General features: G+C 47.9%; 9 protein-coding genes. 6 read left to right on the top strand and 3 right to left on the bottom strand.

The window, feature by feature from the left end; translation table 11 throughout:
* From WCO51_06095 to WCO51_06070, 6 genes are all read left to right on the top strand, one after another.
* On the top strand, nt 1-567 hold a 567-nt coding region (locus tag WCO51_06095; GenBank protein MEI6512830.1), incomplete at its 5' end, for a nicotinamide-nucleotide amidohydrolase family protein.
* A complete protein-coding gene (gene thpR, locus WCO51_06090; protein MEI6512829.1) occupies nt 552-1,115 on the top strand; it encodes an RNA 2',3'-cyclic phosphodiesterase in 564 nt (187 codons plus the stop codon). The genes WCO51_06095 and thpR, both read left to right, overlap by 16 nt.
* A gap of 71 nt (nt 1,116-1,186) precedes the next feature.
* Nucleotides 1,187-2,239 (top strand): recombinase RecA, encoded by a 1,053-nt coding sequence (gene recA / locus WCO51_06085; GenBank protein MEI6512828.1) that lies wholly within the window; start codon nt 1,187-1,189, stop codon nt 2,237-2,239.
* A gap of 332 nt (nt 2,240-2,571) precedes the next feature.
* A complete protein-coding gene (locus tag WCO51_06080; GenBank protein MEI6512827.1) occupies nt 2,572-3,084 on the top strand; it encodes a regulatory protein RecX in 513 nt (170 codons plus the stop codon).
* A gap of 107 nt (nt 3,085-3,191) precedes the next feature.
* Complete coding sequence (rny, locus tag WCO51_06075; GenBank protein MEI6512826.1) at nt 3,192-4,760, top strand: ribonuclease Y; 1,569 nt, start codon at nt 3,192-3,194, stop codon at nt 4,758-4,760.
* Nucleotides 4,761-4,850: 90 nt separating this feature from the next.
* On the top strand, nt 4,851-5,954 hold the full coding sequence (locus WCO51_06070; GenBank protein ID MEI6512825.1) for a Gfo/Idh/MocA family oxidoreductase: 1,104 nt from the start codon (nt 4,851-4,853) through the stop codon (nt 5,952-5,954).
* A gap of 354 nt (nt 5,955-6,308) precedes the next feature.
* Here the strand turns inward: WCO51_06070 and WCO51_06065 are convergent, their stop codons facing one another.
* Genes WCO51_06065 through WCO51_06055 form a run of 3 tightly spaced genes read right to left on the bottom strand, consistent with a single transcriptional unit; the run spans nt 6,309 to nt 8,842 of the window.
* A complete protein-coding gene (locus WCO51_06065; GenBank protein ID MEI6512824.1) occupies nt 6,309-6,638 on the bottom strand; it encodes a cyclic-di-AMP receptor in 330 nt (109 codons plus the stop codon).
* Nucleotides 6,639-6,643: 5 nt separating this feature from the next.
* Nucleotides 6,644-7,249 carry a dTMP kinase gene (gene tmk, locus WCO51_06060; protein MEI6512823.1) on the bottom strand — a complete coding sequence of 202 codons (606 nt, stop codon included), beginning with the start codon at nt 7,247-7,249 and terminating at the stop codon, nt 6,644-6,646.
* A 9-nt stretch (nt 7,250-7,258) separates the two neighbouring features.
* Nucleotides 7,259-8,842 carry a R3H domain-containing nucleic acid-binding protein gene (locus WCO51_06055; GenBank protein MEI6512822.1) on the bottom strand — a complete coding sequence of 528 codons (1,584 nt, stop codon included), beginning with the start codon at nt 8,840-8,842 and terminating at the stop codon, nt 7,259-7,261.
* Between the last annotated feature and the right edge of the window lie 168 nt (nt 8,843-9,010).

The following is a 9,010-nucleotide window of genomic DNA, read 5'->3' as shown; positions in this document are numbered from 1 at the left end:
GAAGCTGAAAAGCTGATTGAACCGATGGATTTGAAGATTCGAGAACGACTTGGAGACGCGGTTTATGGGATAGACGAGATGAAGCTCGAAGATGTAGTAGTCAGTCTACTAAGAGAACACAGGCAGACACTTTCGGTTGGCGAATCCTGTTCGGGCGGGTTACTATCTCATCGAATCACCAATATACCCGGTGCATCGAACGTATTTTTGGGTGGGGTTGTGGCATATAGCAACGAATTAAAAATGCGCGAGTTGGGCGTGCCTGAATCTGTTTTGATAGAGCATGGAGCGGTCTGCCCAGAAGTCGCCACATTGATGGCTCAAGGCGTTGCTAAATTAACAGGGAGCAATTGGGGCATCGGTATCACCGGAATAGCTGGTCCGACAGGCGGAACCGAAACGAAGCCGGTTGGATTAGTTTATATCGCTATTGCGAATGGCGCAAGCTCATTTGTTGAAGAAAATAAGTTCATCGGCCAACGGGAAACCGTTAAAGAGCGTTCTGCGCATCGAGCGCTGGAGCTTCTTCACAAAGGTATTTTGAGGGGCGGATGCGAGTCTTTATAGCTTTGTTAATCGAAGAAGACCTCCGCGAGAAGGCTAGGCGGGCGCAAGAGCAGTTAAAAAAGCAACTCTCAGGCGCGTCTATCTTATGGGTGGCTTCACAGAACTTCCATTTTACATTAGTGTTTTTGGATGAGCAAAGCCCTGATGCGGTTGAGAAGATAGGGTTGGCTCTCGAAGCGGCGGCGGCTCGATTAAAAGGCTTTGAAGCTAAGGTTGGCGGGTGGGGCGCTTTCCCTAATTTGGTGAGACCAAAAACTTTGTGGATTGGCGTAGAATCTTCAAATGACTTGCTCGAAGAGATCTATAATGTGGTAGAATTGTGTCTACAGCCAATAGGCTTTAAGGGCGAAGAACGGGGCTTTCATGCTCACCTGACCATAGGCCGAGTTAAGGGTCACGTGGGGGATATTGCAAAGGCATTTGAAACGGTAGACGCGCATAGCTTGGGAATAATAAAAGTGAGCGCTCTATCCCTTATGCAAAGCACTCTTCAACCTCAGGGCGCTGAATACACAGAAATAAAAAGATTTGAGATTAAGTCGGAATAATTATGTATTACAAAAGTCAGCCTGCAAAACCAAACCGCTCCGCCGATTACGGAGTAGCAAAGGGAGCTTCGATCGTGGATAAAGAACGCGCACTAGATATTGCACGAGCACAGTTGGAGAAGAGCTTTGGCCGGGGCGCATTAATGCGCTTGGGTGAAACCGCACAGGCGACAGTGGAAGTAATTCCAACTGGTTCTATCGCACTTGACCTCGCCTTAGGCGTAGGCGGCATTCCTCGTGGTCGTATTACGGAGATTTACGGCACGGAAGGTTCCGGTAAAACAACCTTAGCCCTTCATTTAGTGGCTGAGGCGATGAAGCTCGGGGGTACGGCGCTTTTTGTGGATGCCGAGCATGCCCTCGATGTCGAGTATTCCAAAAGCATCGGTGTCGATGCTGAGAAGCTGTATGTTTCTCAGCCAGCAACCGGTGAAGAAGCACTCGAAATCATGGACGTTATGATTCGCAGCGGCGCTGTCGATATCGTCGTCTTGGACTCGGTCGCGGCTTTGGTGCCGAAGGCTGAATTCGAGGGCGAGATGGGTGATGCCTTTGTCGGCATTCAGGCGCGCCTCATGTCCCAGGCACTGCGAAAGATTGGCGGCTCGACCAGTAAATCGCGAACGGCCGTCATCTTTATCAATCAGATGCGAGAGAAGATCGGCGTGATGTTTGGCAATCCGGAAACCACTCCGGGCGGCCGTGCGCTTCGGTTCTGGGCATCGGTTCGCCTTGAAGTTAGAAGGGGCGATACGATTAAAAACGGCACCGAAGCAGTTGGAGTCCGAACGAAGGTAAAGGCCGTTAAGAACAAGGTTGCCCCTCCGTTCAGAAACGCCGAGTTCGACATCATCTTTGGAAAAGGCATCTCAAGGATAGGTGATCTCATTGATGTGGGAGCTTCCCTCGGCATTATTGGCAAGTCCGGCACCTGGTTCAACTATGGCGAAACCCGCCTAGGCCAAGGCCGTGAAAATGCTCGAGCCTACTTGGAAGAGAACCCCATTTTTGTTGAAGAGATTGATCAAAAGATCAGAGAAGCCTCAAAAGCAGCAAAAGAAGTGGCTCCAGATACCGAGAAAAAAGCAACCGTCGTAGAGGAAGTATCTGAAGATTCAAAGTAGCTATCATCTCGCAATAGTCCCTCTTGGATAAGGGGGACTATTGGGGTTTTAATAGAGCTTTTAGAACCGAAGGCATGGCACCTGTCAGGAATTATCGAGAATTCATTCGTCAGGCCTTTGGGAGATTGCTCTGCAAGCTAGGAATGATGACCATTTGAGACATAAAGGGCTTCTTTGGATCGTACTCACAAGCCTTTTTATAGAATAAAAACTAATTTCCCATTAATTTTCAGGGGAAAATGACAGAATATTTAAAGGTATGGTAACGTATATTGTTCAGTACTCGTATTTTAACTGAGCAAGCTGAAGCTGATGAAGTTTAGGCTATTATTATGCAAGAATTTCAAGAAGCTCTTTTAGCAAGCTTTAAACTGCTGAGTAAGCAAGCGTTAAGTCGAAAAACATTGACTGAGCGCCTATCCCGAAAGGGGTATGATAACGAGACGATTGACCTGGTGCTCGAACACCTTGACGCACGACATTTGATAGGTGATGAAAAACTTGCCCGGGAATACGTTGAACAGCGTTTGGAAAATAGACCAAGCGGACGTAAAAATATCATGCAGGAATTATCCCGCAAAGGTCTAAATGATTCATTGATAGAGACTGTAGTTAGAGATTGGGACGAAAAAAAAGAAATATACATAGCGCTAAAGGCGTTAAAAGGACAATGGGGGGAAACTCCCGCTGAACTAAATGCCAAAGCGCTTCGCCAATGGATTGGATTTCTGTTAAGACGTGGATTTGAAGAAGAGGCAGCCGTACTTGCCATGAGCGCGTATTGCGGTGATGACCTTGATATTACTGACATTCTCGGTGAAGAAGCCGGTTTTAACGTTGATTAACGAAACGGCAATCGCTTTGAAACCATTTATATAATAGAGTCCTGTTGGCCCTCGGCCCAACCTCCTCGCCCCAGCGGATGAGCTGGAGATATCCTGGAGGTATTGATATGTATTTAGAATTAGCAGCGCTCCTTGCGGTGATCGCATCTATCGTATTTGGCGTAATGAGCGCTTTGAAATATTCGAAAGTTCAAGAAAAAGAATCAGAAATTAAGGCTGAAGCTGTAAGACTTCAAAATCGTGAGCTTGAGCTTGATCGTGATAAACGAGATATTATCGAGCAAGCGGACGCCAAAAAGCGCGAATTCATTGTCGAAGCTAAGGACGAAGTTCATCGGATTCGCGCGGAAGTCGATGGGGAAGTCCGTGAAAAGCGTGCGGAAATCCAACGCATGGAGCGAAGGGTAATTCAAAAAGAAGAAGTGTTAGACCATCGGCTCCAGACAGTTGAACAGCATGAGAAAGTTATCATCAAGAAAGAAGTCGACACCGACAAGCGCTATCAGGCAGTCGAAGACCTCTACCAACAGCAATACCAAGAACTTCAGCGCGTCGCCCAGATGTCAGTCGAGGAAGCGCGCACTCTCTTCTTAAAGCGTATCGAAGACGAAGCCCGGCAAGACGCCTCTAGGCTGGTCCGCAATATTGAAGATGAAGCCAAGCGGGATGCTGATAGACGCGCTCGTGAGATTGTGATTGATACCATCCAACGAAATGCCGTCGAATATGTCAGCGAAAGCAGTGTTTCTGTTGTCGAACTCCCCAACGATGAAATGAAAGGCCGAATTATTGGCCGTGAAGGTCGAAATATCCGCACATTCGAACAGATTTTAGGGGTCGATCTCATAATCGACGACACTCCTGAAGCGGTTGTGCTTTCATGCTTTGATCCCATTCGCAGAGAAGTTGCGCGAATTGCTCTTCTTAACCTCGTGATCGATGGCCGAATTCACCCTGCGCGAATTGAAGAAGCTGTCGAGAAAGCACAGGAGGAAGTGGACCGCCAGATGCTGGAAGCCGGCGAGCGTGGAGTTCTAAAAGCCGGCCTCGTTAATCTTCACCCTGAGCTTGTGAAGCAGATGGGGCGTCTTCGATTCCGAACTTCGTATGGTCAGAATGTTCTTGCCCATTCGATTGAAGTATCGGTTCTCGCTACTCAAATGGCGACTGAATTACATGCCGACGTCGAGTTGGCGCGTCGCGCCGCATTTCTACACGATATTGCCAAAAGCCTCAGCTCAGAAGTGGAAGGAACCCATGCGCTTTTGGGAATGCAGCTTATTAAGAAATTTGGCGAATCTGATGCGGTTGCCAATGCCGTTGGTGCGCATCACAGTGAGATTGAACCGGAAACGGTTGAAGCAGTTTTGGTCTCAGCGGCTGACAGTATAAGTGCTGCTCGGCCAGGCGCTCGTAGAGAATCACTCGAATCCTATGTTCGCCGCCTCGAGAAGCTTGAGGAAATCGCAGAGTCGTTCAAAGGTGTCGAAAAATCTTATGCGGTCCAAGCTGGTCGAGAGGTTCGAATTATCGTCAAGCCGGTTGAACTAGATGATTTAGGAGCCGTAGAACTCGCTCGCGATGTCGCCAAACGAATAGAAGAAGAGCTCGAATACCCCGGCCAGATCAAAGTAACAGTAATTCGAGAAACCCGCTCTCAAAGTTACGCGAAGTAGTGGCAGATAATCAGGGTATGATTTGGGTGCTTGAGTTGGTACTAATGGGGTTTATAATGACCCACACATTTAGCGATTTAGGAGTAATTGATGAAGAATAAATTTAAAGTAGGAATTGCAGGAATGGGGAGAGGAGCATCTTTTATCCGCCCATTCGAGGTTATCACGGAAACCGAAGTTACCGCCATTTGCGATCCTCGGCAGGAAGTTTTGGATCGCGTCAGCGGCGAATACAACATCCCGAATAAGTTCAAAGAGTATGAAGATATGCTCAAGTCGGATGTGGATATCGTCGTGTTGGCGACCCCCGAGAACCTTCACGTTCCACAGTCAATTGCGGCTTTGGAGGCAGGTAAGCACGTCATCAGCGAGGTAACAGCCGCTGTGTCACTCGACCAGTGTTATGACTTAGTCAGAGCGGTTAAAAAGGCCAAGACCAAGTACATGATGGCCGAGAATCAAGTTTATTGGACGCAGAACTTAGTTCTGAAGAACATGGTTCAGAAGGGCCTTTTCGGCGATGTATATTACGGCGAAGGGGAAATGCTACACGACATCAAGTTCCTTCATAAAGATGCGCAAGGCAACCCAACGTGGCGTTACTACTGGCAAGTCGGCATCAACCGATGCAACTATGCCACCCACAGCTTAGGCCCTGTAATGTCCTGGTTCAATGAGCGGGTAGTTTCCGTCTGCTGTCAAGGTACCGGCAAGCACACCGATCCCGAAAAAGGGATGGATGACACCGTCGTTATGATGTGCAAGACCGAAAAGGGCGGATTAATTAAGATTCGAATTGACATGCTCTCTAACCGTCCACCCAACACATTCTATGCTCTGCAGGGAACCAAAGGGAGCTTCGAAGGCACTCGCGGAATGGGTGATGAGCGTAAGATTTGGCTGTCCGATCTATGGCCTGATGCAGGATGGCATGCATTCAAAGACATCGAGAAAGACTTCCTACCCGATATGTTAAAGAACCCGCCGGAGGAAGTTGTTCGAGCTGGCGAGCAGGAGAATAGCGAGTACTACGAGATGCGCGATTTCGTTGACAGCATTCTCAACGATACCGAACCACCTCTTGGCATCTACTATGCTATGGACCTCACCATGCCAGGCATCATGTCTGAAGAATCGATCAAGCGAGGCGGCGCTCCTGTTGAAGTTCCAGACTTCCGCAAAATGGACATTTAACTACAACTAAAATCAAAAAGGCCATTGGGGAATCCCCCAATGGCCTTTTTGATTTATTAAAGCTAAGCCCTTCCAGAAGTTTAGATACTATCCAACGTATCTTATGGACAAAGTGCCCCCTCATAAACAGCGATCCGATGAGGGGGCACGAACAAACGTTTTTGTGCACTCCTACCCGACACGTTCTGCCTAATATTTACTCAATTAGGACGGAGCAGTGCGGCGATTGGTTACACATGTATATATATTCGTTTTTCAGAGGCAAAAACGGACAAAAATTAGCACATTTTGAAGAAACCTAGGAAATATACTGGGATTCACACGCGTCAAAAAGCTTTGTTGTGCCGGATCAACCTAGAAACGCTCGAAGCGCTCGACATCCATCACAAAGACGATTGCTCCGCCAACGACAACTTTGACAGGAGTTGGAAAGAAAGTGCCGATAGGAGCGGCATCAGGGGGCAGCACGTTTTGAAATTGCTCTCGGGTTTTGCAGTTTTCGCCGATGAGGCCTAAAACATGGTCCGCCTGATCCGTTTCGACGCCAATAAGCATCGTCACATTCCCCTCACGCAGAAAACCGCCCGTGCTTCCGATGATAGTGAACTTGAAACCTTGACGAAGCAGATTGTCGGTAATCTTGTTTTTATCACGATTGTGAACAACGGCTACTATCAGTTTCATCGTTTTTACCTTTCCAGTATGGGCAACACAATTGCCAATACATCCTTGAAGACTGCTTCAATTGACGTGGAGGCATCAATTACCCGAAATCGTTCAGGTTCCCTTGCAACTTCTTTAAGGAAGCCTTCACGAACTCGCTGATGAAATGATACCTCTTCACAATCGATTCGGTCTCCCTCTTCCCTCTTACGCCTGGTTAACGCAATCTCGATAGGCAGATCGAAGACCAGAGTCAAATCCGGCTGTAAATCTTTCGTAACAAAACAGTTGAGAGATCTTAAAAACTCGATATCCAATCCACGGCCATAGCCTTGATAGCAAACTGTCGAATCAGCATAACGATCGCAAAGCACGATATCACCATTCTCCAAATGAGGCCGGATAACTTGAGAGACATGCTGCGCCCTATCAGCAAGAAAGAGCATCAATTCAGCAGTCGCATCGAGCGCTTCGCCATGGAGCAGAATATTGCGAATTTGTTCTCCAACCGGACTGCCACCAGGTTCTCTTGTTGCGAAAACAGGATATGACAGCCGTGACAACTCATCGGCGAGAAGCCGCAAGTGAGTTGATTTCCCTGATGCTTCGGTGCCTTCTAATGTAATAAACATAAGTACTGGTTACTCGCCGCCGCCATGAGTGGACACTGTTAGGATTCGAAGCCGACGGTTCGGTTCTTCTCCAACACTTTCAGAAGCTAGACGGAATTTTTCAACGATCTGATGTTGAAGCCGTCGAACGTAGCTATTCTGTGGGGTTAATTCAATTGGCTTTAGATAATTGAGCACGTATTCGACCCCCTCTTCCGCCTCGCGCAACGCTCTTTCCTCCGCACTGGCCGGAGTATCGGCTAATCGGAATATAGTTCTCAGCGCGTTCGAAATCTGAGCGAAAGTGTTGCTCTTGACCACGATTGTCGGCAAATTCTTAGTCCCAATTTCGCGTAACTTAGCGGGTTTGCGTTGATAAGAGGATTTAATCGCCATTATCGCATCTGATTGTGAAGGATCGTTTGTAATATAAGCCGAAACATGCAGTTCGCGAATGGCTCTCTCTAGCCTACTACGACTAATGCCATAAGGGAAAATACGCACGGTTGACGGCATCTCAGGTAGCGCCAAATGCTCAGGCGACTTGTGGTGTTCTACCGTATCAAATGAAGCCGGTTCAACCCGCTCCTCCGCTTTTTGGACAATTTCTACCCGACCGGATTCCGTCCGAACACGTATCTCAGGGCGCGGTGGATTACCTCTAAGAAGTTTATCGACCGTCTTTGCGACATCATGATGAATCGCCAGCCGATCGTAGTCGAGCAGCTCAATCACAATATCGAATGTTGGGGGAGCTTTTCGTTCCAAGACAGTTTTTTGAGTTCCACGCTTGCGCGCCTCTTCATCGGAGAGCGTCACCGCATGGATACCGCCAATCAAATCGGCCAAAGTTGGGTTGAGCATTAAGTTTTCAAGTGAAATACCATGCGCAGTGCCAATAAGTTGCACGCCTCTTTCAGCAATCGTGCGCGAAGCAAACGCTTCTGCCTCAGTCCCGATTTCGTCAATAACGATTGCTTCAGGCATATGGTTTTCGACAGCTTCAATCATCACTGAATGCTGCAGTGCCGGTTCGGCCACTTGCATTCGGCGAGCGCCTCCAATGCCGGGATGTGGAATATCGCCATCGCCCGCAATCTCATTAGAAGTATCGACGATTACCACGCGCTTGTCGAACTCATCCGCAAGCACACGGGCAATTTCGCGTAATTTGCTCGTCTTGCCCACGCCAGGTTTGCCGAGGAATAAAATATTCTTTCCTGTCTCAGCGATATCCTGCATGATATCGATGGTCCCAAAGACGGCGCGCCCCACGCGACAAGTAAGGCCAACGATATGGCCCTGTCGGTTGAGAATGGACGAAATCCGGTGCAACGTTCTCTCGATTCCCGCTCGATTATCCTTGCCGAAATTCCCTATATGCTTGGTGACATATTCAATATCAGCTTGAACGATCATCATATCGTGGTAGCGCAGGGTTCGCTCAGGAAAACGCGCCTCGGCCGGACGTCCAAGGTCAAGGACAACCTCAAGCAAACTTGAAAGCCCTTGCTCCTGATGCAGTCGCGCCCGCAACAAAGGAGGCAAGATATCAAGAAGCTGCATAAGATCGTCAGTTAAAGGCACAGCATTGTTAGATGTATTATCGTGCATATTCACTACTTTATATAATTCTACAAACGTGTCAAATATTCCTTCTATTAATGAATACGAAATTTTATCCTATCCTATAATCAGTTATCAATGCTTGGATGTCAAGTGTTTATCTCGCCATGCTAAAGATTGTCTGGTATAATTCCAGTGTTCGAACGGAAACTTTGG

Source organism: bacterium (genome assembly GCA_037131655.1).
GTDB lineage: Bacteria > Armatimonadota > Fimbriimonadia > Fimbriimonadales > JBAXQP01 > JBAXQP01.
The sequence above is the reverse complement of the archived record's forward strand: the minus strand, read 5'-3'. Positions and strand labels throughout refer to the sequence as shown.